Genomic DNA, 24,247 nt, shown 5'->3' with positions numbered 1-24,247 from the left:
CTCCATGCCGTCCCCCTCCACGCTACAACCGCCCGCCGAGCCCCTGCTGGCCCAGCTGGTGCAGCACTATGACGAACTGGTCGGTTTCCTGCGCCACCGCTTCGGCGATGAATGCCAGCCCCGTGAAATCGTCAACGAGCTGTGCCTGCGGTTGATGGAGCGGCCCGTTCCCCAGGGCATTGCCAACCCTCTGGCCTTTCTGCGCCATCTGGCGCGCGACCTGGCCATAGACCGCCATCGGGCCCAGGCGCGCCGGCCCGAAACGCCCTTCGATGGCGCCGAGCTGGAAGAGCGCCTTGCCCCCACCGCAGCCATGCCGCTGTCCCCGCCCGAGCTGGCCGTGGCCGCCGCCCAGCGCCAGCGCGCGCTGCTGGTGGCCATAGAGCAGCTGCCCCAGGCCAGCCGCGAGGCCTTCATCCTCACCAAGCTCTACGGCATGCCGCAGGAAGAGGCCGCACAGCGCATGGGCATCTCGCGCGGCATGGTGGCCCGCCATCTGGCGCGTGCACTGCGCGATGTGCAGCCCGTGCTCACGGCCGACCATGCCGCCTGAGATCACGCGCAGCACAGGCGGCACGCGCAGCGCGCGCCAGGGTGCTTCTGCGCAGTCTTCGGGGCGCAGCGCCCATCTGCCCGTGGATGACGCCCTGGCCCCCTTTGCCGACATGCTGCGCCGGCACCTGCCCACGCCCGAGGAAATCGAGCAGGCCGCCGCCCAGCGCCAGAAACTGCGCCAGCGCAGGGCGCTGCGCGCAGGCACGGCTGCGGCCCTGGCGGCGCTGGCGCTGCTGCTCTGGGTCGACCCCGCGCTGCAGCGCCAGACCCTGGCCACGGCCATGGGCCAGCGCCAGAGCTGGCAACTGGCCGATGGCAGCGAGGTGCGGCTGAACACCGGCTCGCGCGTGCAAGTGGCGCAGCACCTGCGCTCTCGCCGCCTGGTGCTGGACCAGGGGGAGGCGTCCTTCGAGGTATCCCATGCCTTCTGGCACGGCTGGCTGCCCTGGCTGCAGCGGCCCTTCACCGTGCAGGCCGGCGGCGTGGTGGTGCAGGACATCGGCACCGTGTTCGGCGTGCACCGCCATGACGATGGTGCCGACATCACCGTGCTGCAGGGCAGGGTGCGCGTGCATTCCATGGATGGTGGCGGCGCGCCCGTGCAGCTGTCCACCGGCCAGCACCTGCGCACGCGCGCCGGCCGGCCGCTGCCGCAGCTCGTGCTGGCAGAGGCGGGCGACGGCGCCGCTGCCCTGGCCGCCCTGGCCTGGCGGGAGGGCCGCCTGGTGCTGGACGGCACGCCGCTGTCCGAGGCCGTGGCGCAGATGCAGCGCTACCGCAGCGCACCCATCGTGCTGGCCGACCGGCATGCGGCGCAGCTGCGCATCTCGGGGCAGTTCGACCTGGACCGCATCGACCAGCTGCTGGACCTGCTGCCGCGCCTTGCGCCCGTGCAGGTGCGGCATGAGGACGACGGCCGCGTGCTGATCTCCACGCGCCACAGGTAGGCGCAGGTAGGCGCAGGTAGGCCGCCCGGCAGTTGTCCCTGCAGCCGCTGGCCTGATCCAGAAATTTTCCGTGGCCATGTGTACAAACCTGCGCGCTGCAGCGGCTTACAGGCAGACCGGCATCGCGCCCGGGGCCGATCAGGCCCTGGAGGGGCCTGCCGCCACCGCCGTACCCCGTATTCCGTACCCAACGCCTCAGGAGAGATGTCGCCATGAACCCTTCCCCTACCGTCACCGGCCTGCCGCGCCTTCGCATGGCGGCCCTGGCCGCCGCACTGTGCATTGCCGGCCTGGCCCATGCCCAGCCCCTGGCCGTGGACCTGCCGGCCCAGCCGCTGGCCCAGTCGCTGAACGCGCTGGCGCGCCAAAGCGGCGCCCAGATCATCTTCCTCACCGATGTGGCCCAGGGCCTGCAGGCGCCCGCGCTGCGCGGCACGCTGGAAGTGCGCGAGGCCCTGCAGCGCCTGCTGGCCGGCAGCGGCCTGCAGGTGCGTGCGCAGGATGAGCGCACCTTCACCGTGGAGCGCAGCGGCGGCCCGGCTGCCGGCTCCGGCGCGGCGGGCGCCGTCATGGCAGAAGTGCGCGTGCTGGCCTCGCGCGCGGAGGACACGGCCTACTACGCCCCCTCGGCCGCCAGTGGCACCAAGACCGAGGCGCCGCTGCGCGACGTGCCCCAGACCATCAATGTGATCCCCCAGCAGGTCATGCGCGACCAGGCCGCCACCTCGCTGCAGGACACGCTGCGCAACGTGGCCGGCATCGGCCTGTCGCACGGCGACGGCCAGCGCGACCAGGTCAGCATCCGCGGCTTCACCAGCATCGGCGACCAGTTCGTGGATGGCTTCCGCGACGATGCGCTGTATTTCCGCGACCTCTCCAACATCGAGCGCGTGGAAGTCGTCAAGGGCCCGGCCGCCGTGCTCTATGGCCGGGGTTCCTCGGGCGGCCTGGTCAACCGCGTGACCAAGAAGCCGGGCGTCAATGTCTCCGACGTGGCCGTCAGCGTGGGAAGCTGGGCCGACAAGCGTGCCGAATTCGACGTGGGCCGCGCGCCCGAGGGCAGCGACTGGTCCTGGCGCGTCACCGGCGCCGCCGAAGACGCCAACAGCTACCGCAGCCAGCAGTTCCTCAAGCGCGAGACCATCGCCCCCTCCGTCATGTGGAAGCCGGACGGCAACACCTCGCTGACGCTGCAGGCCGAGCTGCTGCGCGACAAGCGCGTCACCGACTTCGGCATTCCCGCCTACCGCGGCCGCCCCGTGGATGTGGCGCCCGGCACCTACTACGGCTCGGCCAATGCGCGCGATGCGGACACCTCCGAATCCACCGTGGGCTCCTTCACCGCCACCTTCAACCACCGTTTCTCGGACACGCTGCGCGTGCGCAACGCGCTGCGCTACTACCACTACGAGCTGGACCGCCAGAACACCTTGCCGGCCGGCACCACCAACGAGGCGGCCGGCACCGTGGCGCTGACCCGCTCGGGCGTGGACCGCAACGAGCACGGCATCTTCAACCAGACCGAGCTGATCCAGAATTTCAGCACCGGCAGCGTGCAGCATGAAGTGCTCTACGGCCTGGAGCTGGGCCAGCAGAACAAGGATGCGCTGTCCTACAGCGGCGGCACCCTGGCCAACGTGAACCTCTGGAACCCCGTGCTGCCCGTGGCCCCGCTCAACGGCGGCGGCACCTTGAGCGGCAGCACGCTCAACCGCTACCTCACGCGGGCCCTGTACCTGCAGGACCAGGTCACGCTGTCGCCGCAGTGGAAGCTGCTGGTGGGCCTGCGCCATGACCGCTTCGGCCAGGAAACCGACAACCGCCTGGCCGGCCAGAGCGACTTCAACCGCACGGACTCCACCTGGAGCCCACGCGCCGGCCTGGTGTGGCAGCCCGATGCCGTGCAGTCCTATTACCTGTCGGTCAGCCGCTCCTACCAGCCTTCGGCCGAGATGTTTGCGCTGTCGGCCATCAATGCCGCCATCAAACCGGAAAGCACCACCAACCATGAAGTGGGCGGCAAATGGGACCTGATGGACGGCAAGGCCATGGCGACGGCATCGCTGTTCCAGCTGGAGCGCACCGACATCAAGACCACCAACCCGGCCCAGCCCACCCAACTGATTCCCATCGGCACGCAGCGCACGCGCGGCCTGGAGCTGTCGCTGTCCGGCGAACTGCGCCCCGGCACCCAGGCCACCTTCAGCTACGCCTACCTGGATGCCGTGGTCACCGAATCCACCACCGTGGACGCCGGCCAGCCCGTGCAGGGCAAGCGCGCCACCATCACGCCCAGGAACTCCTTGTCTGTCTGGCTGACCCAGCGCCTGGGCGATGCCTGGACCGTGGGCGGCGGCCTCAACTACGTGGGCGACCGCTTTGCCAACCCCGGCAACACCGTCACGCTGCCCGCCTACACGGTGGTGGATGCCATGGCCCAGTACCGCATCGGCCGTGCCACCACGGTGCAGCTGAACCTGCGCAACCTGTTCGACCGCCGCTACATCGTCTCGGCCCACGGCACCAGCCCCAACCTGAACCTGCCGGGTGCGCCGCGCAATGTGATGGTGACGCTGCGGCACAGCTTCTGAGGCCGCGCCGGCAGCGCCGGCCTCTGCAAAAGACAAAGGCCCACGCAAGTGGGCCTTTGTCCATCCGGGCCGTGCCGTTTACTCGGTCGCCTTCTTCAGCGATTCCTTGGCGTTGTCTGCCGACTGCTTGGAGCGCTTCTTGTGGTAGTCCGACTTGACGTTGTTCACGGCCTTGCCGACCGGCCCGCTGTCCTTGGCCTTGGCGTCGGCCTGCTTTTCCTTCACCTTGTGGTCCGCGGCGTCGGCTGCCTCGGAGGCGGCCTTGCCCACCTGGGCATGGGCGGGCGACAGGCCTGCGGCGAAGGCAAGGGAAATGGCGGTGGCAAGCAGCAGTTTTTTCATGGAATAGGTGTCCTGTGATGAGGTGGCTGCATGGTGCGCCAGTCCGCTGGTGCCGCCTTGTAGGAGCAGGGCTGTGCTGCGCGCGGGCACTGCGGCCCAAGCGCAGAAGGGCTTCCGACGGCAGCTTGCTTCGGTGTCCGACATGGGGCTGCCGGCCGAGCTTCTAGCCTTGGACCAACCCCCGCCACACCCAAGAAGGACACACCATGATCACAGCCGAACCCACCATGACCAACCTCTTCGATCAGCTGGGACTGGACTCCAGCCCGGAGGGTATCCGTCAGTTCATTCTTTCGCACCGCCTGGAGAAAAATACGCTGCTGGTGGACGCGCCGTTCTGGACCGATGCGCAACGCGCCCTGTTCTCGCAGCAGTGGCATGCCGATGCGACATGGGCGTTGGTGGTGGACCAGCTCAGCGAGGCCTTGCATTCCGAGCCCGACCTGGACGCCGTGCCTGTCCCAGCGGCTTCCGAGCACGAGCAGGAAGCGCGTCCCTGATCCTGTGATGCAACCGCTTGCGATGAATCCGTGCTGCTTACAATTTTCGCGGCGCATTCAACCCATTTGCCTACGGAGTCGCTCACATGCTGACCTCGAATGGTCTGGCGTCTGCCTCTCCAGGCTCCGACGCTCTCTTGCCCCTTGACCCGGGCCACGCCGTTCTGGATGCGTTTCCCGATGCCGTCTTTGTCGTTGGGCTCGATGGTCGTCTGGCCCACTGCAACCGCCAGGCCCGCAGCCTGCTGGACCACTCGGGAGATGCGCTGGAGGGCTGCGTTTTCGAGGAGCGTTTCGTTGCCCAGGCTGCGCGTGCAGGCTGGGCAAGCCGCCAGTGGGAGCCGGCCCAGGCCGCACAGCCCCGGCAGGCCAACTGCTGGCCGCTGCTGACCTGTTCAGGGCACGAGCGGCCCGTGGCTTCGAGCGCATCGCGCATACGGCTGCTGGACGGCAGCCCGGCGTTGCTTTTGTGCGTGCGCGAGGCCGATGCGCACCGGCCTGCAGCGCCGCCGTCCTCCCCGCCGTCCTCCCCGTTGCCCAGCCCGCTTTCCAGCGCCGAGCGCAGCTTTGCCTTGCTGGTGCAAAGCGTGACCGACTATGCGATCTACATGCTCGACCCCGAAGGCCGCATCGTGAGCTGGAACCTGGGCGCCAAGCGCATCAAGGGCTATGAAGAGGACGAGGTCCTCAACACCCATTTCTCGCGCTTTTACACGCCGGAAGACCGGCAGGCCGGCCTGCCGCAGGCGGGGCTGCGCACGGCGGTCAGCGCGGGCCGCATGGAGGCCGAAGGCCTGCGCGTGCGCAAGGATGGTTCGCGCTTCTGGGCCTCGGTGGTCATCGATGCCATCTACGATGACGGCCGGCTGACCGGCTTTGCCAAGGTCACCCGCGATGTGACCGAGCGCAAGGCTGCCGAGGCCCAGCTGCGCCAGGCCTTGAAAATGGAGGCCATTGGCCGCTTCACGGGTGGCGTGGCCCATGACTTCAACAACCTGCTGATGGCGGTGCTCAGCAGCCTGGAGCTGCTGCGCAAGCGCATGCCGCCCGACGAGCGGCTGCGCGCGCTGGTGGAGACCGCCACGCGCGGCGCCCAGCGTGGCGCCTCGCTGACCCAGCGCATGATGGCTTTTGCGAGGCAGCAGGAATTGAAGACGGAGGCCGTGGATGTCGCCGTGCTGCTGACCGGCCTGCAAGGCCTGCTGCAGCAGGCAGCGGGCCCGCATATCTTTCTCAAGATGGCCCTGGCCGCCAACCTGCCGCGCATCCTCACCGACCCCGGCCAGTTCGAGAGCAGCCTCCTCAATCTGGTGGGCAATTCGCGCGATGCCATGCCGGGCGGCGGTGTCATCAAGATCACGGCTGCCGTGGAAACGACGCTGCCGCGCCAGCTTGCGGGCCTTGCCGCAGGCTCGTATGTCTGCGTGCGCGTGGAGGACACCGGCGAGGGCATGGACGAGCAGACGCTGTCCCGCGTGGTCGAGCCCTTCTTCACCACCAAGGGCGTGGGCAAGGGCACCGGCCTGGGCCTGGCCATGGTGGACGGGCTGGTGGCCCAATCCGGCGGCAAGCTCGTGCTGCACAGCACACCGGGCAACGGCACCACGGTGGAGATGTGGATGCCCGTCTCCAAGGACGAGAGCACGGCCTGCCACCTGGGCTCCCAGCGCATGCAGGACGTGGGGCCCATGCACGTGCTGCTGGTGGACGACGACCCGCTGGTGCTGGCCAACGCCTCGGCCCTGCTGGAGGACCTGGGCCACCATGTCACGGCCCTCAGCGCCGGGCAGGAGGCCGTCGACCTGCTCGCCCGCCAGGCACGCTTTGACGTGGTCATCTCCGACTACGCCATGCCGGGCATGAATGGCGTCGAGCTGGCCGAACACATTGCGCAGCGGTACCCGGGCTTGAATTTCATCCTGGCCAGCGGCTTTGCAGACATCCCGGCGCTGCCCCCTGGAATGGCGCGGCTGGCCAAGCCGTATTCGCAGGAAGATCTGAGCCAGTTGCTGCATCAGTTGGTGAGGGCGTGAGCCTTCAGCCGACATGAACCCGGTTGCGGCCCTTCGCCTTGGCGGCGTACAGGGCCGCATCCGCCTGCGATATCAGTTCATCCACCGTGGTGTCGCCGGGCTGGATGGTGGTCACTCCGATGCTGACGGTGCAATGCGGCATATCCGAGGACGCGGGCGATGCGTCCAGCGCGGCCCGCATGCGTTCTGCCAGGGCGCTGGCACCTTCGGCATCGGTCTCGGGAAGCAGCACGATGAATTCCTCGCCGCCGTAACGCCCGAGCCGGTCCGCCGATCGCAGTTGCGATTGCATGAGTCTGACGAAATGGGACAGAACGCGGTCTCCCGTCAAATGCCCATGCCCGTCGTTGATGCGCTTGAAGTGGTCGATATCGAGCATCAACAGTGAAAAGGGCTTGCCATAGCGGTTCCAGCGGGCCAGTTCCTCGGAGCAGGCCGCCAGTGTCGATCGACGCGTCTGCGCCCCTGTCAGTGCGTCGTGCGTGGCCAGGTACTCGAACTCGGCGCGCACCCGTTCACCGGCCATCAGCAAGGCACCGATGCTCACCAGCAGGACCGAGAAGCTGAAAGTGGCAATGTAGAGGGTCTGGACCGTGGACTGCGCAAACCTGTGGGTATCCGCCTGATCCAGCCAAAGGGTGGAAACGGCCCGGCCCATCAGCACCAGGGCCTGCACCCACAGCACTGCGGCGGTGAAGCGTGTGGCGAATCCCTTGCCATGCTGTCCCAGCAGGCGTGCGTGCTCGATGACGATGGCGGCCAGGCAACCGCTGAAAATCAGCACGCGCACGCGGTAGTCCGGGTAGACATGGGTGAGCAGGGCCAGCAGCACCAGGACCCCGGCAATCACCGCGGTCCATTTGCGTGCCGAAGAGGGGCGGCCCAGCGAACGCTCGCTTCCAAGCAGGAAGAGGGTGACGCCCGCCAGCAGCAGCCCGTTGCCGACAGAAGCCACCAGTGCGGTCGGCAGTACGCCATCCAGACCGTAGAAGAGGGTGGAGGCCGCACACAGCAAGGGTGCCGCACCCCAAAGGCCCATGCCTCTTATCGATGGCGGGTAGGTCCGGCGCAGACCCAGGAGCACAACACCCATGACCATGCCGATCATTCCCGCCATGACGGCCAGGGAGCGAAGGTCAAGATGGGGCATCGAGCTCCTCTGGCTTGGGTGTGCGCCTGCGTGGGGTGCCTGTGGGTCTTGGGGCGCGCGGGCTGGGCGATCGGCTCCCCGTCCACGCTGGTCTGTTGCGATTCTAGTGGTGTGCCGAACGGCCGCGATGCCGTCCGCGGGTCAAGGCAACGGCGCCGCGCATGCCGGGCGCGGCGATCTGTCTGGCTCAGACACCTGCCTTCTCGAACAGCCGGCGCAATACCTGCATGGGCAGGAACCTGACCTTTCGCCGTTTCAGTTCCCGCCGGAACAGGCGCTCGCGTTCAATGAAGTTGATCTTGGGTTTCATCTTGTTTTGGGGCTGCAATGGACGAAGCGCAACAATCTACTGGCGAACGCCACCGCTGCTGTAACACCGTGTCAGCGATGCGGCGGGCTTTCCGGTTGCCGCTCGGCCCTATGGCCCGCGCCATTGGGCATGCCGCACGCCAAGCTGCAGCTGCTGGATGCGGCGGTGGATGGTGGAGCGGCTGACGCCGAGCTGGCGTGCGGCCTCTGAGACGTTGCCCTGGCATTGGGCAAGCAGTTGCTCCAGCGCCTGTGCGGCGGGCTCGCTGGTGTTGTGGGCCAGGGTGGCGGTGCAGGGCGGGGTGCCGTGCAGCGCATCGGGCAGGTGGTCGGGCTCGATGCTGCCGTCGCCATCGTGCCCGCACAGGGCTGCGGCGTAGCGCAGCGCGTTGTGCAGCTCGCGCAGGTTGCCGGGCCAGGCGTGCGCGGCCAGCAGGGCGCGGGCCGCATCGCCCAGGTGCAGATGGCTGGCCAGTGTGGCCAGCATCTGGTCGGCAATGGCCTGCAGGTCGCTGCGCTGGCGCAGCGCGGGCAGGTGCAGCTCGGCGGCGTTGAGGCGGTAGAGCAGGTCTTCGCGGAAGCTTGCGCGCCGCACCAGCTCTGCCAGCGGCCGGTGCGAGGCGGAGATGAAGCGCACGGACACCGCGCGTGGCGAGCGGGCGCCCAGCGGGGTGATTTCGGATTCGGACAGGACACGCAGCAGCTTGGCCTGCAAGGCCAGGGGCATGTCACCGATCTCGTCAAGAAACAGCGTGCCTTCGTGCGCCGCGGCGATCAGCCCTTCGCGGCCCTTGCTGGCGCCGCCGGTCCAGGTGCCGGGCAGGTAGCCGAACAGCTCGCTTTCCAGCAGTGCCTCGGGAATGGCTGCGCAGTTGATGGCGATGAAGGCACCGCTGCGGCCGCTGCAGGCATGCAGCGCGCGGGCCAGGTATTCCTTGCCTGCGCCGGTCTCCCCCTGCACCAGGATGGGCAGCGTTTGCGGCGCGAGCCGTGCGGCCTTGCGCAGCAGCGTCTGCAGCTTGGCATCGCCCGTGTCCAGCGCCTGCAGTGCTGCCGGCAGCGGGGGCTGCGCGGGCGTTGCCTGCGCGCGCAGGCGGCGCGTCGGGTGCTGTGGCTCCATGGCATGGGCGAAGAGGATGCTGCCGTCGCGGGCGCGGATGATGCGCTCCTGCGCCGGGCGATGGCGGCGCAGCTCGGGCAGGTGGCGCAGGTCCACGTCGAAGAAGCGCTCCAGCGGCTGGCCGATGAGCTTCTGGCGCTGGCGCCAGTCCAGCTGCGCGGCGGCCACCAGCAGGCGGGCGCCCGCGTGGGTCATGGCGCGAATGCGGCCCCGTGCGTCCACGCTGATGGAGGCGTCGGGATCGACGTCGAGGAAATCGGGCGACTGCGCCAGGCGCACCACCCAGTCCTGGCCGGACTGGGCCATCAGGTTGGCCTGCTCCACGCGCCGCGCGGCGGCCACGACGAGGTTCAGCGCCAGGTTCTGGCTGGCCCGCTCGGCGGGCGAGCGCAGCAGCGACAGGTCCAGCACCGCTGCGAGTTCACCGTGCATGTCGTAGATGGGCGCGGCCGTGCAGGACAGGCCGGTGTGGGTGAAGTCGAAATGGTCGCTCTGGTGCACGGTCAGCGCCTCGCCCGTTTCCAGGCAGGCCCCCACGGCCGAGGTACCCGAGTGGTCCTCACGCCACTGCGCGCCCAGGTACAGGCCTGCGCGGCGCAGGTCGCCGGCGTCGGCCTCGTGCCCGAGGAAGTCCACGGCCACGCCGTGCCGGTCTGCCAGCAGCAGCACGTAGTCCAGGCCCTTGAGCTGCTGGTACAGCCGCTCCAGCGCATGGCGGGCAATGTGGATCAGCGGCTCGGATTCCTCGCGGTGTGCGCGCAACTGGCCATCGGTGACGATGTGGGCTTCGCTGGTATGCGCCGGGTCGAGCCGATGGGAGTCGATGCAGCGGCGCCAGCTGCGCAGCACGGCGCGGTCGCGCTCTTGCCCGCGGTTGGAGTAGCCCAGGCCGAAGGCTTCGATTTCCTGGATGTGCGAGGCGTAGGACTGCAGGGGCATGGCGTGGAGTCGATGCGGGCTTTGAACGTGCCGCAGACGATTCTGTGCCCTGTGCGGTGCAGCGCCAATCAAGACTTACCCACTGCTCCTGTTGCGCTGCAGCACGCCTGGTGCGACAGGTGTCGCATGACTGCCCCACCTGTCGCGGGCGGCAACGCCGGGCAGCGGGGCGCAAGGCGCAGGGTTTGTACCGGAGGGACGCCGGCAACCCCTTGATTTGTCTGGCGCCTCCTGCCGCCAGGTCTGTCTGGCATGGTGATTGCGTAAGAGGGCCTGCCCGAAGAAAAACCAGCGGGCATGACCGCATCAAGGAGACAACCATGACCGATACGACAGCCAACGCCCGCGCCCAGGCGCTGCTTGACCAACTCAACCATGCCCTGGGGGACCGCGACTTCGCGGCCGCCAGCGGCCTGTTCGCCGACGAGTGCTACTGGCGCGATCTGGTGCTGCTGACCTGGAACATCAAGACCATGGAAGGGCGCAGCCAGATCGCCGACATGCTGGCCGCGCAACTGGATGCCGCGGCGCCCGTGCGCTTTTCGCTGGACGAGCGCGAAGCGGTGGAGGAGGCCGATGGCGTGGTGTCCGCCTGGATCGTGATCGACACGCGCCATGCGCGCGGCGGCGGCCATGTGCGCATCAGGGACGGGCGCATCTGGACGCTGCTGACGGCCGCCCAGGAGCTCAAGGGCCATGAGGAACCCATGGGCACGCGCCGCCCGATGGGTGCCGAGCACGGCATCCGGCGCGGCCGCCAGACCTGGCTTGAGCGCCGCCAGCAGGAGGCCGAGGAGCTGGGCCGCGACAGCCAGCCTTTCGTGCTCGTCATCGGCGGTGGCCAGGGCGGCATTGCGCTGGGTGCGCGACTGCGCCAGCTGGGGGTGTCGCACATCGTCATCGACCGCCAGGCGCGCCCTGGCGACCAGTGGCGCAACCGCTATAAATCGCTGTGCCTGCACGATCCGGTCTGGTACGACCACCTGCCGTACATGCCATTCCCGGACAACTGGCCCGTGTTCGCGCCCAAGGACAAGATCGGCGACTGGCTGGAGATGTACACCAAGGTGATGGAGGTCAACTACTGGCCCTCCACCGATTGCCTGAATGCCCGCTTCGATGAGGACAGGCAGGAATGGGAAGTCACCGTGGAGCGCAACGGCGAGACGCAGGTGCTGCGCCCCAGGCATGTGGTGTTCGCCACCGGCATGTCGGGCAAGGCGAATGTGCCCAAGATCAAGGGCCAGGACGTCTTCAAGGGCGAGCAGCAGCACTCGTCCCAGCACCATGGCCCGGACGCCTATGCAGGCAAGAAGGTGGTGGTGATAGGCGCCAACAATTCAGCGCACGACATCTGCGCGGCCCTGTGGGAGCACGGCGCCGATGTGACCATGGTGCAGCGCTCGTCCACGCACATCGTGCGCTCCGATTCGCTGATGGACATCGGCCTGGGCGACCTGTATTCGGAGCGCGCCGTGGCCAGCGGCGTGACGACCAGGAAGGCGGACCTGATCTTCGCCTCGCTGCCCTACCGCATCATGGCCGACTTCCAGGTGCCGGTGTACGACCGCATCCGCGAGCGCGACGCGGACTTCTACCGCAAGCTGGAGGCGACGGGCTTCATGCTGGACTTCGGTGATGACGACTCGGGCCTTTTCATGAAGTACCTGCGCCGCGCCTCGGGCTACTACATCGACGTGGGGGCCTGCGATCTGGTGATCGACGGCAGCATCAAGCTGCAGGCGGGCAAGCAGATCAGCCACCTGTCGGAAAACGCGGTGGTGCTGGCCGATGGCACCGAGCTGCCGGCGGACCTGGTGGTCTACGCGACCGGCTATGGCTCCATGAACGGCTGGGTGGCCGACCTGATCAGCCAGGAGGTGGCAGACAAGGTGGGCAAGGTCTGGGGCCTGGGCTCGGACACGACCAAGGACCCGGGACCGTGGGAGGGCGAGCAGCGCAACATGTGGAAGCCCACGCAGCAAGAGGCGCTGTGGTTCCACGGCGGCAACCTGCACCAGTCGCGCCACTATTCGCTGTACCTGGCGCTGCAGCTCAAGGCGCGCCAGGAAGGCCTGCCAGTGCGTGTCTATGACCTGCAGCAAGTTCATCACCTGCGGTAAGGCCGAATAATCGCCATGGGGCGGCTGTGCCGCCCGCCAACCCAGCCTTGCAAAACAGAAAGTTCAATCATGAAAGCAGCACGTTTCTACGACCGGGGCGATATCCGCATCGAAGACATACCCGAACCCGTGGTGGAGCCCGGCACCGTGGGCATCGAGGTGGCCTGGTGCGGCATCTGCGGCACGGATTTGCATGAGTTCATGGAAGGGCCGATCTTCATTCCGCCCTGCGGCCATCCGCACCCCATCTCGGGCGAGTCCGCACCCATCACCATGGGGCACGAGTTCTCCGGCGTGGTGTACGCCGTGGGCGCGGGCGTCGACGATATCAAGGTCGGCCAGCACGTCGTGGTGGAGCCCTACATCGTGGCCGACGACGTGCCCACGGGGCCGGGCGACCACTACCACCTGTCCAAGGACATGAATTTCATCGGCCTGGGCGGGCGTGGCGGCGGGCTGTCCGAGCGGATTGCGGTCAAGCGCCGCTGGGTGCACCCGATCTCCAATGCCATTCCGCTGGATCAGGCCGCGCTGATCGAGCCGCTGTCCGTGGGCCACCATGCCTATACCCGCAGCGGAGCGAAGGCGGGTGATGTGGCGCTGGTCGGCGGCGCAGGCCCCATCGGCCTGCTGCTGTCGGCCATCCTGAAGGCCAAGGGCCTGACCGTCGTCATCACCGAACTGAGCGCCAAGCGCAAGCAGAAGGCGCGTGAATCGGGCGTGGCCGATCACATCCTCGACCCCTCCGAAGTGGACGTGGTGGCCGAGGTGATGAAGCTCACCGGCGGCAAGGGCGTGGACGTGTCGTTCGAATGCTCCAGCGTGAACAAGGTGCTGGACACGCTGGTGGCCGTGACGAAGGCCACGGGCGTGGTGGTGATCGTGTCCATCTGGAGCCACCCGGCCACCATCAACGTGCACAGCGTGGTCATGAAGGAGCTGGACGTGCGCGGCACCATTGCCTACTGCAACGACCACCAGGAAACCATCAAGCTGGTCGAGGAGGGCAAGATCAACCTCGAGCCCTTCATCACCCAGCGCATCCAGCTCGATGACCTGGTGGCGCAGGGCTTTGACACGCTGATTCACAACAACGAATCGGCGGTGAAGATCATCGTGCAGCCACGGCTCAGGTAGGCCGTGCGGCAGGCCTGAGGAATCGAACCCGCTGCGATCACGCGCGGGTTCGCCTGATGCCTGCCAGGCGGTCACGCTGTACAAAGAAAAAAGCCCTTGATTGAATCAATCAAGGGCTTAGATCATTTTGGCGGAGAGGGCGGGATTCGAACCCGCGGTGGGGATTAGCCCACACACGCTTTCCAGGCGTGCGACTTAAACCGCTCATCCACCTCTCCGAAGACCGCGATTCTAGCATCGATTTTCGGGGGTGGCGGCGAAGTTTCCTGCCTGCGTGATCGGCACGCCTTGGACGGCTGGCACTTGCGGCATGGCCCGCACCTGCGCCTGCAGCCACGTGCAAAGGGTGTCGAGCCGGGCAGGCGCGGCGGTGCTGCGGCGCAGTGCCAGGTAGCGGTAGCCGGAGGCCGTGAAGCCGAAGGGTGCCAGCAGGCGGCCGGCCTGCACGTCGTCCATCACCAGGTGCCATGGAGCAACGGCTGCACCCAGGCCGCGCAGCGCCGCTTCCAGCGTGAAGTAGTAGTGCTCGTAGACGGGGCCGGCCGCTGCGGGCGGGGCCATGTCCATGGAGGCGGCCCACAGGTCCCAGGCGTTGCGCCGGCCGCGCGTGTGCAGCAAGGGGAGGCTGGCCAGGTCCTGGGGCCGCGCGACAAGCCCGGCCATTGCGGGGGACATCACGGGCCCCAGGTATTCGTCGAAAAGCGGCAGGGCCATCTCGTCGTCTGCAATGGCCTGGCCGCTGTTGCCGCTGCTGCCGCAGTCGGTGGGGATGGCCGTGATGAGCAGGTCGCAGCCTTCGCGTGCAGCGTCGGTGCCGGTGTCCGTGGTGCGCAGGCGCACTTCGATGCCGGGATGGTGCGCGTGGAAGTCGAACAGCCGGGGGATCAGCCATTTGACGGTGAAGGTGCTGAAGCAGGCCACGTCCAGCGGGCCCTCGTGGGCGTCGCCCAGGCTGCGCACCGCCTCCTGGATCTGCTCGAAGGCCTGGGTGAGCGCGGGCTGCAGGGTGCGCGCCGCTGCGGTGAGCGTGGGGCGGGCCTTGGTGCCCGCGAACAGCGCCAGGCCCAGGTGCTGCTCCAGCTGCCGTACCTGGCGGCTGACGGCGCCGGGCGAGACGCACAGCTCGTCTGCCGCCGCCGTCATGCGGCCCAGGCGTGCGGCAGCTTCAAAGGCGCGCAGGGCGGCCAGCGGGGGCAGGCGGCGGGTCATGGGTCGGGTCATGAGTCGGGTCACGGGGCGGGTGGAGGGTATGTGAGTTCCAGGTACATAGAACCGGCCAAATCATCGCTTTTCAGGCAATGGGCCGGTGGATAGATTTGCCGCTTCGGCCGGCAATCCTGCGTGGATTCTGGCCGGACTCCCCCTCTCCATTCGATCCTAAAGCACATAGCACCATGCCCTTCGTCCACACCTATCTGCCCCAGTCCACCTCCACTTCCCAGCGCGATGCCGTCGTGCAGGGCATCCACCAGGCGCTGGTGCAAGGCATTGGCATGCCCGAGGACGAGCTGTTCAACATGGTGCACCCGTACGTTCCCGGGCAGTTCGCGTTCAGCCGCAGTTTCAACGGGGTGGCGCGTTCGGATGCGCTGGTGGTGGTCGAGATCACCATGCGGCGCGGACGCAGCGATGCGATGAAGAAGGCCTTGTATGCGGCCATTGCGTGCAACCTGCACGAGGGGGCCGGGGTTGAGCCGGCCGATGTGTTCATCTTCATGCATGAGAACGACTACTCGGACTGGTCCGTGGGCCATGGGCGCTTCGCCATGGCACTGGTGCAGCAGACCGGCGCGCAATGAAGAACGGGCCGCGATGGCCCGTTCTTCGTGGGGTTGCGGCGGATCTCAGCTGGTGCGCTGCCCGGTCTGGATCATCTTCATGGCCGATGTGATCAGGCTCGATACCTCGGTCATGTTGCTGGGAACGATCAAGGTGGTGGTGGCGTCCGATGCCACCTGGCTGTAGGCCTCGACGGCCTTTTCGGCCACCTTGAGCTGCACGGCCTGTTCGCCGCCGGGCTGGCGGATGGCGTTGGCCACGCGTTCGATGGCCTGGGCCGTGGCGTCTGCCACGGCCTTGATGGATTCGGCCTCGCCCTGGGCCTTGTTGATGACGGCCTGCTTCTCGCCTTCGGAGCGTGCGATGAAGGCTTCGCGCTCGCCGGTGGCGATGTTGATCTGTTCCTGGCGGCGGCCTTCGGAGGCTGCGATCAGGGCGCGCTTTTCGCGCTCGGCCGTGATCTGGGCCTGCATGGAGCGCAGGATTTCGGCGGGCGGCGTCAGGTCCTTGATTTCATAGCGCAGCACCTTCACGCCCCAGTTGAGCGCGGCCTCGTCGATGGCCGAGACGATCTGGGCGTTGATCATGTCGCGCTCCTCGAAGGTCTTGTCCAGTTCGAGCTTGCCGATCACGCTGCGCAGCGAGGTCTGGGCCAGCTGGGTGACGGCCATGATGTAGTTGGACGAGCCGTAGCTGGCGCGCATGGGATCGGTGACCTGGAAGTAGAGGATGCCGTCCACCTGCAGCTGGGTGTTGTCGCGCGTGATGCAGACCTGGCTGGGCACGTCCAGCGGGATTTCCTTGAGGCTGTGCTTGTAGGCCACGCGGTCCACGAAGGGCACGAGGAAGTTCAGGCCCGGGGTCAGCGTGCCGGCGTACTTGCCAAGGCGTTCCTTGACCCAGGCGTGCTGCTGGGGCACGACCTTGACGGAGCGTGCGATGAAGATGGCCGCGATGACGGCGATGACGATGGCGATTTCCATGGTGTCTCCAAGCCCGGAGGGCATTCAGTGAAACAAGAGGGTGAGGCGAAGGGGCGCGAGGACTGCATCCCCAGGTGTGCGCAAGAGGCGGGGCGGTGGCTCAGAGCTTGTCCACGAGCAGCCGGTTGCCGACGACCTCGGCCACGCGGTGCATGCCGGCCGAGGGCAGGTTGCCCGGGCGGCCGATCACGGTCCATTGGGCGCCACGGTAGCGGACCTGGGCCGTGCCGTCGGAATTCCATTGCTCCACCATGACGGACTCGCCTATGTCGAGGTTGACATCGCGGTTGCTCGATGCCGGCTGGCGGCTGGGCTGGCGGCGGCGCACCAGATGGCAGGCCAGCACGAAGGCGCTGCCCAGCGCGGCGGCGGTGATGATCTGTGCAATGGGCGCCAGGCCCGCATGCGCGCACAGTGCGCCGACGATGGCGCCCAGCGCCAGCATCAGCAGATAGAAGCTGCCGGTCAGCAGCTCGGCGATGACCAAGGCGCCGGCGACTAGCCACCAGATGGTGGAATATTCCATGCGAGAGACTCCCTTTGTGACAGTTGCTTGTGTTTAGTGCAGCCCATTCTGGGTGAAAATCCGCACGCTTCAAAGGCGCAATAAGGATATTCCTTACACTTCGCGCCTGTTTCGTTTTTTAGGCCCGCTCAGGTTACGGAGGCTGCCCCCATGAAGTTTCGCTTTCCCATCGTCATCATCGACGAGGACTACCGCTCCGAGAACACCTCGGGCCTGGGCATCCGCGCCCTGGCCCAGGCCATCGAGGAAGAAGGTTTCGAGGTGCTGGGCGTGACCAGCTACGGCGACCTGTCGCAATTCGCGCAGCAGCAAAGCCGGGCCAGTGCCTTCATTCTGTCCATCGATGACGAGGAGTTCTCGCTGGGCGATGGCGGAACCGATCCCGTGATCCACAGCCTGCGCAGCTTCATCGGCGAAGTGCGCCGCAAGAACGCCGATGTGCCGATCTACATCTACGGCGAGACCAAGACCAGCCGCCACCTGCCCAACGACATCCTGCGCGAGCTGCACGGCTTCATCCACATGTTCGAGGACACGCCGGAGTTCGTGGCCAAGCACATCATCCGCGAGGCCAAGAGCTACCTGGAAGGCGTGCAGCCGCCGTTCTTCAAGGCGCTGCTGGACTATGCGGAAGACGGCTCCTACAGCTGGCACTGCCCCGGTCACTCGGGCGGCGTGGCCTTCCTGAAAAGCCCCGTGGGCCAGATGTACCACCAGTTCTACGGCGAGAACATGCTGCGCGCCGACGTGTGCAACGCGGTGGAGGAACTGGGCCAGCTGCTGGACCACAACGGCGCCATCGGCGAGAGCGAGCGCAATGCCGCCCGCATCTTCAATGCCGATCACTGCTACTTCGTGACCAACGGCACGTCCACGTCGAACAAGATCGTGTGGCACCACGCCGTGGCGCCCGGCGACGTGGTCGTGGTGGACCGCAACTGCCACAAGTCCATCCTGCACTCCATCATCATGACGGGTGCGATTCCGGTGTTCCTCAAGCCCACGCGCAACCACTTCGGCATCATCGGCCCGATCCCGCAAAGCGAGTTCTCGGTGGAGTCCATCCAGGCCAAGATCGCGGCCAATCCGCTGCTCAAGGGCGTGGACGCCAAGACGGTCAAGCCGCGCGTGCTGACGCTGACGCAGTCCACCTACGACGGCGTGCTCTACAACACCGAGACCATCAAGAGCATGCTGGACGGCTATGTGGCCAACCTGCACTTCGACGAGGCCTGGCTGCCGCACGCTGCCTTCCACCCGTTCTATGGCAGCTACCACGCCATGGGCAAGAAGCGCGCGCGCCCCAAGCACTCGGTGGTGTATGCCACGCAGTCCATCCACAAGCTGCTGGCCGGCATCAGCCAGGCCTCGCATGTGCTGGTGCAGGACAGCCAGACCGAAAAGCTGGACCACCACCTGTTCAACGAGGCGTACCTGATGCACACCTCGACCAGCCCGCAGTACAGCATCATCGCCAGCTGCGACGTGGCCGCCGCGATGATGGAGCCGCCCGGCGGCACGGCCCTGGTGGAGGAGTCCATTCTGGAAGCGCTGGACTTCCGCCGCGCCATGCGCAAGGTGGAGGACGAGTTCGGCGACGACGACTGGTGGTTCGAGGTCTGGGGCCCCGAGAAGCTGGCCGATGAAGGCGTGGGCTCGGCCCAGGACTGGATCATCCGCGGCCATGACGCGGCACCCAAGCGTTCCAAGGCCAAGAACGGCAAGGAGTTCGACAACTGGCACGGCTTCGGCGAGCTGGCCGACGGCTTCAACATGCTGGACCCGATCAAGTCCACCATCGTGACGCCGGGCCTGGACCTGGACGGCGATTTCTCGGACACGGGCATCCCCGCCTCCATCGTGACCAAGTACCTGGCCGAGCACGGCGTGGTGGTGGAGAAGACGGGCCTGTACTCGTTCTTCATCATGTTCACCATCGGCATCACCAAGGGCCGCTGGAACACCATGCTGACGGCGCTGCAGCAGTTCAAGGACGACTACGACCGCAACCAGCCGCTGGCGCGCATCCTGCCCGAGTTCTGCCAGCAGCACCGCCGCTACGAGCGCATGGGCCTGCGCGACCTGTGCCAGCACGTGCACCAGCTGTACGCCAAGTACGACATCGCCCGCCTGACGACCGAGATGTACCTGTCGGACCTGCAGCCCGCCATGAAGCCCACCGATGCCTACGCCCACATCGCGCAGCGCAAGACCGAGCGCGTGGAGATCGATCACCTGGAAGGCCGCATCACCGTGGGCCTGGTCACGCCGTACCCGCCCGGCATTCCGCTGCTGATTCCCGGCGAAGTGTTCAACCGCAAGATCGTTGACTACCTGCTGTTTGCGCGCGAGTTCGCCAAGGAGTGCCCGGGCTTCGAGACCGACATCCACGGCCTGGTGGAACTGCAAGGCGAAGATGGCGAAGTGCGCTACTACGCCGACTGCGTGGCCGGGACCGCGCCGGCCCGCAAGACGCCGGCAGGTGGCAAGCCTGCTGCGAAGAAGGCCGTGAAGACCGCGGCCAAGCCTGCGGCCAAGACAGCCGCCAAGACAGTTGCCAAGGCAGCCGCGAAACCGGCAGCCAAGCCGGCCGCCAAGGTTGCCAAGGCCGCCGCGGTCAAGGCGCCTGCCAAGCGCCCCGCAGCGCGCAAGGCGCAGCCCGCCGCGCCTGAAGTCGGCACGGCAGCCAAGCCTGCGCGCGGCCGCAAGATGGTGCAGGTGGGGGACGATGGTCCCTTCGGCCGCACGATCTGATCGCCGGGCCGGCTGACGGTCCATCAAAAAGGCGCGGGTCCCGAAAGGGGCTCCGCGCCTTTTTCAATGCCCCGCTGCGGTGTCGTTATTCCGTGGTCACTCCAGGCGTATCTTTGCGTCGCGGATCAGCGCGGCCCAGTCCGTCTGTTCCTTGAGCAGGTATTGGGCGGCATCCTGGATGCTGCCGCCCAGGGCCGTGCTGCCCTCGGCCTGCAGTTGCTGCTGCACGGCGGGCTGCTGCAGGGCCGCGTTCACGGCGGTATTCATCTTCTGCACGATGGCAGCCGGCGTGCCCTTGGGCGCGACGATGAGCTTCCAGTCCACGGCCTCGAAGCCTGCATAGCCCGACTCGGCCACCGTGGGCACCTCGGGCAGGATGGACAGGCGCTTGGCCGAGGTCACGGCCAGGGCGCGCAGCTTGCCGCCCTTGAGCAGCGGATAGACGGCCTGGGGCGTGCCGAACATGTAGTGCGTCTGCTTGCCCAGCAGGTCGGTCACGGCCGGCGCTGCGCCCTTGTAGGGCACGTTGAGCACCTGGATGCCGGCCTTGAAGGCCAGCATCTCGCCGGCCAGGTGGCCTACCGTGCCCGTCGATGCCAGGCCCTGGCGGATGCCGCCCGGGTCGGCCTTGGCGGCCTTGACCAGGTCCTGCACCGACTTCCATGGCGAGTCCTGCGGCACGACCAGCACCGTGGGCTGGGCGGCGACCAGGGCCACGGGGATCAGGTCGGTGCGCGGGTTGAAGGGCATGCTGGGCAGCAGGGCGGGGTTGATGGCGAGGTTGGCGGTCTGGCCCATGCCGAAGGTATAGCCATCCGGCGCGGACTTGGCCACGGCATCCAGGCCGATGTTGCCGCCCGCGCCGGGCTTGTTGTCCACGACCACGGTCCATTTGTTCAGCGTACCCACGCGCTCGCTGATCTGGCGCGCGACCGCGTCCGTGCCGCCGCCCGGCGTGTAGGGCACGACCATGCGCACGGCGCGTGAGGGCCAGTGGTCAGGCTGGGCCCGGGCCGCCAGCGGGAGCAGGGCGGCAGCCAGTGCGGGCAGGACGCACAGCAGCCACTGGCGGCGCGGGGCGGAACGAGGGCTGGCCTGGGTCTGTGCCTGTGTCCGGTTTTGGGCGGCCGGGTTGCGGTGGATGGCGGGCATGGTGTTGTCTCCGGGAATTTTTGGGAAAAGGCCTCCCCGCCGGGCGCGCGGCAAGCGGCGTCCGGTGTGGGGTGGATGGGGTGCAAGGTTGCAGGGGCGCCGCGCGCCGGGTGGACGGCGGCGCCTTCAGTGGCTCAGCCTGGCTTCAGTGGGAAGCCTTGGCGTGGCTGTCGGTGGCGTCGCCCCGCGCCAGGGCCTGGGCCTGCTCGCTGCTGTAGCCCAGGGCGGTGAGGATCTCCAGGCTGTGCTCGCCCAGGCGCGGCGGCGACAGGCGCACATCCAGGCGCTTGCCGCCCAGCGTGAAGGGCAGCAGCACGGTCTTGGTCTCGCGGCCATCGGGCAGGGTGATGGGGGCCAGCGCGCCCGTGGCGTTCAGGTGCGGGTCTTCCAGCAGGTCCTGCGGGCGTGCGATGGGCGCGAAGGGCAGGCCGTTCTTCTCGAAGATCTCCGCAATGTGGGCGGCACTGTGCGGGGCCATCTTCTCGCGCAGCAGCGGCATCAGCCAGCTGCGCGCCAGCACGCGGTCGTTGTTGCTGCCAAGGCGCGGATCGTCGCGCAGCTCGCCCAGGCCGAAGGCGTCGCAGAACAGGCGCCAGGCGCCGTCGCTGACCACGGCCAGGAAGATCTGCTCGCCGTTTCGCACCTCGAACACGTCGTAGATGGCCCAGGCCGAGATGCGTGCCGGCATGGGCGCGGCCGGCTTGCCGGTGACGGCGAACTGCATCATGTGCTGGGCGACCAGGAAGATGTTGTTCTCGAACAGCGCGCTTTGCACTTCCTGGCCGCAGCCGGTCTTCTCGCGCTGGGCCAGGGCCGCCATGGCGCCCATGGCGCCGAACATGCCACCCATGATGTCGTTGACGCTGGCACCTGCGCGCAGCGGGTCGCCGGGGCGGCCCGTCATGTAGGCCAGGCCGCCCATCATCTGCACCACTTCGTCCAGCGCCGTGCGGTGCTCGTAGGGGCCGGGCAGAAAGCCCTTGTGGCTTACGTAGATGAGGCGCTCGAAGCGGTCCTTGAGGCTGTCGTAGTCCAGGCCCAGCTTGCGCATGGTGCCGGGCTTGAAGTTCTCGCAGACCACGTCGGCCGTGGCGATCAGGCGCAGCGCGGCCTGCTTGCCCTCCTCGGTCTGCAGGTCCAGCGTCAGGCTTTTCTTGTTGCGGTTGAACAGCGGGAAAAAGCCCGAGCCCGAGCCCAGCAGCTTGCGCGTGGCATCGCCGTCGCGGCCGTGGCCCACGGGCTCGATCTTGATGACTTCGGCGCCCAGGTCGGCCAGCATCATGCCGCAGGACGGGCCCATGACCATGTGGGTGAACTCGACCACGCGGATGCCCGCGTAGGGCAGGGGCGCGGCCTGGCCTGCGGCGCTGTCAGGGGTGCCGGGGGTGCCGGGGGAGGAATCTTGGCTCATGGGAAAACGGTGGATGAATGGGTGGGTGGGCGCTGCCGTTCAGGCCTGCGCGTAGTGGTGGGGCACAAAGCCCTTGGGCAGTCCGGCCAGCGGCGTCATGCCGTGCAGCTCCTCGCCGGGCAGGCCTGCGGCCAGCGGCTGGCGGGCGGTGATCAGGCGATCGATGTCCACGCCGGTGCGTATGCCCATGGCCTCGAACATGAAGACCAGGTCTTCGGTGACCACGTTGCCCGAGGCGCCGGGTGCGTACGGGCAGCCGCCCAGGCCGGCCAGCGAGGCATCGAAGGTGCGCACGCCGGCCTCGTAGGCGGCCAGGCAGTTGGCCAGGCCCAGGCCGCGCGTATTGTGCATGTGGGCCGCGCCTGCATGCCCGCCCAGCTCGGCGCGCAGCCGTGTGAACAGGCGCCGCACCTGGGCCGGGTTGGCCATGCCCGTGGTGTCGGACAGGCCCGATTCATCGGCGCCCGCCGCCACGCAGGCCAGGGCCAGTGCAATCACTTCGTCCTCGGGCACCAGCCCCTGCAGCGTGCAGCCGAAGGCCGTGGAGATGCCCGCCTCGATCAGGGCCTGCGGCGCGATCTCGTCGCGCAGCGCGGCAATCGCCCGCACCTCGTCCACCATCTGCATGGGCGTCTTGCGCACATTGGCCATGGAGTGCGCGGGGCTGGCCGAGACGGGCAGCGTGACCTTGTGGGCGCCGGCGCGCAGCGCGGCCTCGGCACCGCGCAGATTGGGGGCCAGGGCCATCACGGTGACGCCGGGCAGCGTGATGGCGTGGGCGACGACCTCGGCCGCGTCGGCCATCTGAGGCAGCAGCTTGGGCGAGACGAAGGAGCCGACCTCGATCTCCTGCAGGCCCGCATGGGCCAGGGCGGCGATCCAGGCCAGCTTGTGCGCCGTGGACATGGTGGAGGCCACGGACTGCAGGCCATCGCGCGGGCCGACTTCGCTGATGAGTACGTCAAAACGGTGGGAGGACATGGGCAGTTGCATCCGGCGGTGGGTGTCGATGGTGGCGAGATTCGCCTGTTGACATCGGGTTTCGATGTTGTTCTAATAGATAGAACTTTATTCTCTCTATTGAAATATTCTCTGCTGCACGCGCCATCGTCAAGCCTGCGTGCCTGGGGTTTTCCCTTGGATGCCTTTTTATGCCTCGCAAATCAGTGACGGAATCGGTGGCCGATGAGAATGCCGCGCCTGGCGGCGTGGCGGCCGTGGACAGGGCCTTGAGCCTGCTGGCAGCGTTCCGCGACGGTGATGACGGGCTGACGCTGGCCCAGTTGTCGGAGCGCACGCGCCTGTACAAGAGCACGGTGCTGCGGCTGCTGGCCTCTCTTGAGCATGGCGGCTGGGTGCTGCGCATGGATGACGGCCGCTACGCCGTGGGCCCGGCGGTGGCGCGGCTGAACACCGTCTATGCCCGGCATTTTTCGCTGGACAGCGTGGTCATGCCCGTGCTGCGTACCCTGGTGCAGGCCACGGGCGAGAGTGCGGCCTACCACGTGCGCCAGGGCCAGGACCGGCTGTGCCTGTACCGCGTGGATTCGCCCCATCCCGTGCGCGACCATGCACGCACGGGCGATCTGCTGCCGCTGGGCCAGGGCGCAGGCGGGCGCGTGCTGTCGGCTTTCGACACCGAACTGTATGCCGCATCGCGCGGCGGCAGCCGCACGCAGCTGGCCCGTGTGCGCGCCGATGGCTACTGCGCCATGGTGGGAGATCGGCACCGCGAGATCGCCGGGATTTCGGCCCCCGTGTTCAAGCGCGATGGGGAATTGGCAGCGGCACTGACACTGACCATGCCAGCCCACCGCTATGAAGAGCGCCACGCCCGCCATGTGCTGGCGGCGGCGCGGGAACTGGGGCTTTTGCTGCCCTGAGCCAGGAGTGCGC

General features: G+C 67.6%; 20 protein-coding genes and 1 tRNA gene. 10 read left to right on the top strand and 11 right to left on the bottom strand.

Translation table 11 applies throughout. From position 1 onward, the window contains the following. Positions 1-4: 4 nt before the first annotated feature. From ACFPFG_RS05265 to ACFPFG_RS05255, 3 genes are all read left to right on the top strand, one after another. Positions 5-553 (top strand): RNA polymerase sigma factor, encoded by a 549-nt coding sequence (locus ACFPFG_RS05265; RefSeq protein WP_183019036.1) that lies wholly within the window; start codon positions 5-7, stop codon positions 551-553. Then, positions 543-1,502 (top strand): FecR family protein, encoded by a 960-nt coding sequence (locus tag ACFPFG_RS05260; RefSeq protein ID WP_183019037.1) that lies wholly within the window; start codon positions 543-545, stop codon positions 1,500-1,502. The genes ACFPFG_RS05265 and ACFPFG_RS05260 overlap by 11 nt, the downstream gene beginning before the upstream one ends. A gap of 212 nt (positions 1,503-1,714) precedes the next feature. After that, positions 1,715-4,093: a TonB-dependent siderophore receptor gene (locus ACFPFG_RS05255; RefSeq protein ID WP_380105402.1), complete on the top strand. Its 2,379-nt coding sequence runs from the start codon at positions 1,715-1,717 to the stop codon at positions 4,091-4,093. Between the two features lie 78 nt (positions 4,094-4,171). Here ACFPFG_RS05255 and ACFPFG_RS05250 read toward each other — a convergent pair whose 3' ends face one another. Beyond that, positions 4,172-4,435, bottom strand: a complete 264-nt coding sequence (locus tag ACFPFG_RS05250; RefSeq protein ID WP_063327954.1) for a hypothetical protein — start codon at positions 4,433-4,435, stop codon at positions 4,172-4,174. Positions 4,436-4,641: 206 nt separating this feature from the next. On the opposite strand from ACFPFG_RS05250, the gene ACFPFG_RS05245 reads away from it, so the two are divergent. Both ACFPFG_RS05245 and ACFPFG_RS05240 read left to right on the top strand, forming a co-directional pair. After that, positions 4,642-4,935 (top strand): DUF2789 domain-containing protein, encoded by a 294-nt coding sequence (locus ACFPFG_RS05245; protein ID WP_183019039.1) that lies wholly within the window; start codon positions 4,642-4,644, stop codon positions 4,933-4,935. Positions 4,936-5,021: 86 nt separating this feature from the next. Beyond that, positions 5,022-6,968 carry a hybrid sensor histidine kinase/response regulator gene (locus tag ACFPFG_RS05240; protein ID WP_183019040.1) on the top strand — a complete coding sequence of 649 codons (1,947 nt, stop codon included), beginning with the start codon at positions 5,022-5,024 and terminating at the stop codon, positions 6,966-6,968. A gap of 4 nt (positions 6,969-6,972) precedes the next feature. On the opposite strand, the gene ACFPFG_RS05235 is transcribed toward ACFPFG_RS05240, so the two are convergent. The 3 genes from ACFPFG_RS05235 to ACFPFG_RS05225 form a co-directional block, all read right to left on the bottom strand. After that, positions 6,973-8,076 carry a GGDEF domain-containing protein gene (locus ACFPFG_RS05235; RefSeq protein WP_259649177.1) on the bottom strand — a complete coding sequence of 368 codons (1,104 nt, stop codon included), beginning with the start codon at positions 8,074-8,076 and terminating at the stop codon, positions 6,973-6,975. A gap of 229 nt (positions 8,077-8,305) precedes the next feature. Then, the gene (locus ACFPFG_RS05230) at positions 8,306-8,428 is read right to left on the bottom strand and encodes a hypothetical protein (RefSeq protein WP_013803059.1); all 123 of its coding nucleotides are present in this window, start codon (positions 8,426-8,428) and stop codon (positions 8,306-8,308) included. Between the two features lie 108 nt (positions 8,429-8,536). Beyond that, entirely contained in the window at positions 8,537-10,486 is a 1,950-nt protein-coding gene (locus ACFPFG_RS05225; RefSeq protein WP_312375153.1) for a sigma-54-dependent Fis family transcriptional regulator, read from the bottom strand. A gap of 320 nt (positions 10,487-10,806) precedes the next feature. Between ACFPFG_RS05225 and ACFPFG_RS05220 the strand changes: the two genes are divergently transcribed. Next, entirely contained in the window at positions 10,807-12,609 is a 1,803-nt protein-coding gene (locus ACFPFG_RS05220; protein WP_183019043.1) for an NAD(P)/FAD-dependent oxidoreductase, read from the top strand. Between the two features lie 69 nt (positions 12,610-12,678). Continuing rightward, a complete protein-coding gene (locus tag ACFPFG_RS05215; protein ID WP_013803056.1) occupies positions 12,679-13,746 on the top strand; it encodes a 2,3-butanediol dehydrogenase in 1,068 nt (355 codons plus the stop codon). Positions 13,747-13,874: 128 nt separating this feature from the next. On the opposite strand, the gene ACFPFG_RS05210 is transcribed toward ACFPFG_RS05215, so the two are convergent. Beyond that, positions 13,875-13,964: transfer RNA gene (locus ACFPFG_RS05210), tRNA-Ser, on the bottom strand. Positions 13,965-13,977: 13 nt separating this feature from the next. Beyond that, on the bottom strand, positions 13,978-14,955 hold the full coding sequence (locus tag ACFPFG_RS05205; RefSeq protein WP_197956707.1) for a LysR substrate-binding domain-containing protein: 978 nt from the start codon (positions 14,953-14,955) through the stop codon (positions 13,978-13,980). Positions 14,956-15,140: 185 nt separating this feature from the next. Between ACFPFG_RS05205 and ACFPFG_RS05200 the strand changes: the two genes are divergently transcribed. Continuing rightward, a complete protein-coding gene (locus ACFPFG_RS05200) occupies positions 15,141-15,545 on the top strand; it encodes a tautomerase family protein (RefSeq protein ID WP_312375159.1) in 405 nt (134 codons plus the stop codon). A gap of 45 nt (positions 15,546-15,590) precedes the next feature. On the opposite strand, the gene ACFPFG_RS05195 is transcribed toward ACFPFG_RS05200, so the two are convergent. Both ACFPFG_RS05195 and ACFPFG_RS05190 read right to left on the bottom strand, forming a co-directional pair. Beyond that, on the bottom strand, positions 15,591-16,508 hold the full coding sequence (locus tag ACFPFG_RS05195) for an SPFH domain-containing protein (protein WP_183019047.1): 918 nt from the start codon (positions 16,506-16,508) through the stop codon (positions 15,591-15,593). Positions 16,509-16,608: 100 nt separating this feature from the next. After that, a complete protein-coding gene (locus ACFPFG_RS05190) occupies positions 16,609-17,034 on the bottom strand; it encodes an NfeD family protein (protein WP_197956706.1) in 426 nt (141 codons plus the stop codon). Positions 17,035-17,184: 150 nt separating this feature from the next. Between ACFPFG_RS05190 and ACFPFG_RS05185 the strand changes: the two genes are divergently transcribed. Beyond that, positions 17,185-19,788: an Orn/Lys/Arg family decarboxylase gene (locus ACFPFG_RS05185; RefSeq protein ID WP_374618034.1), complete on the top strand. Its 2,604-nt coding sequence runs from the start codon at positions 17,185-17,187 to the stop codon at positions 19,786-19,788. Between the two features lie 96 nt (positions 19,789-19,884). Here the strand turns inward: ACFPFG_RS05185 and ACFPFG_RS05180 are convergent, their stop codons facing one another. The 3 genes from ACFPFG_RS05180 to ACFPFG_RS05170 form a co-directional block, all read right to left on the bottom strand. After that, the gene (locus tag ACFPFG_RS05180; RefSeq protein ID WP_380105397.1) at positions 19,885-20,940 is read right to left on the bottom strand and encodes a Bug family tripartite tricarboxylate transporter substrate binding protein; all 1,056 of its coding nucleotides are present in this window, start codon (positions 20,938-20,940) and stop codon (positions 19,885-19,887) included. Between the two features lie 145 nt (positions 20,941-21,085). Beyond that, the gene (locus ACFPFG_RS05175; RefSeq protein ID WP_380105395.1) at positions 21,086-22,351 is read right to left on the bottom strand and encodes a CaiB/BaiF CoA transferase family protein; all 1,266 of its coding nucleotides are present in this window, start codon (positions 22,349-22,351) and stop codon (positions 21,086-21,088) included. A 39-nt stretch (positions 22,352-22,390) separates the two neighbouring features. Then, positions 22,391-23,344 carry a hydroxymethylglutaryl-CoA lyase gene (locus tag ACFPFG_RS05170; protein ID WP_380105393.1) on the bottom strand — a complete coding sequence of 318 codons (954 nt, stop codon included), beginning with the start codon at positions 23,342-23,344 and terminating at the stop codon, positions 22,391-22,393. Between the two features lie 158 nt (positions 23,345-23,502). On the opposite strand from ACFPFG_RS05170, the gene ACFPFG_RS05165 reads away from it, so the two are divergent. Next, positions 23,503-24,234 (top strand): IclR family transcriptional regulator, encoded by a 732-nt coding sequence (locus ACFPFG_RS05165; protein WP_034392130.1) that lies wholly within the window; start codon positions 23,503-23,505, stop codon positions 24,232-24,234. Positions 24,235-24,247: the final 13 nt, after the last annotated feature.

Origin of the sequence: Delftia deserti (assembly GCF_042653485.1) — a bacterium.
In the GTDB taxonomy this organism is placed as follows: domain Bacteria; phylum Pseudomonadota; class Gammaproteobacteria; order Burkholderiales; family Burkholderiaceae_C; genus Comamonas; species Comamonas acidovorans.
The sequence above is the reverse complement of the archived record's forward strand: the minus strand, read 5'-3'. Positions and strand labels throughout refer to the sequence as shown.